Genomic DNA, 508 nt, shown 5'->3' with positions numbered 1-508 from the left:
CACGTGGGTGGCGGGGGCCGCGTCGGTGCTGGCGGTGCAGAACATCACGCAATCGGCCGGATCGGCGATCAGCACCGGGTCGGGAGCCGGGGCCGCGCAACCGACTGTGACCACGTCGGGCATCAGCATGATCAGCGCCAGCAGACCGAGCAGAAACAGCAGAGTCAGCAGCAGAGCCGGGCGGTTGAGTGCGTCGGCCGCGGCGCGGCGCGTACGGATGGCCGACGTGCGCAAACGGGCGCTGATACGAGCGGATCGGCGGGGCGTGGCAGTGATCATCGGGGGGTCCTCCCTGGTGGGGTGTACAGCCACCATACCCGTCCACCCGTATAGCCGTCTACCCGTTCAACCGTATAGCCGTATAGCCGGTTGCCCGTGCTACCGTATAGATCACCTACCCGAGAGGATTTGGCCGATGACACCTAGACGGTCGCTGGTGGCCCGCATCCGAGATGCGGGCGGCATCGTTGTGACCTGCGCTCAGACCAACGGCGGTGCAGGGGAGTCG

Annotated in this window: 1 protein-coding gene; it reads right to left on the bottom strand. The window is 66.9% G+C overall.

Annotated features, from left to right (window positions below; genetic code table 11):
* On the bottom strand, window positions 1–279 hold a 279-nt coding region (locus ACFQV6_RS44410; protein ID WP_378033768.1), incomplete at its 3' end, for a hypothetical protein.
* Window positions 280–508 lie beyond the last annotated feature (229 nt).

Origin of the sequence: Actinoplanes sp. GCM10030250 (assembly GCF_042666575.1) — a bacterium.
In the GTDB taxonomy this organism is placed as follows: domain Bacteria; phylum Actinomycetota; class Actinomycetes; order Mycobacteriales; family Micromonosporaceae; genus Actinoplanes.
The sequence above is the reverse complement of the archived record's forward strand: the minus strand, read 5'-3'. Positions and strand labels throughout refer to the sequence as shown.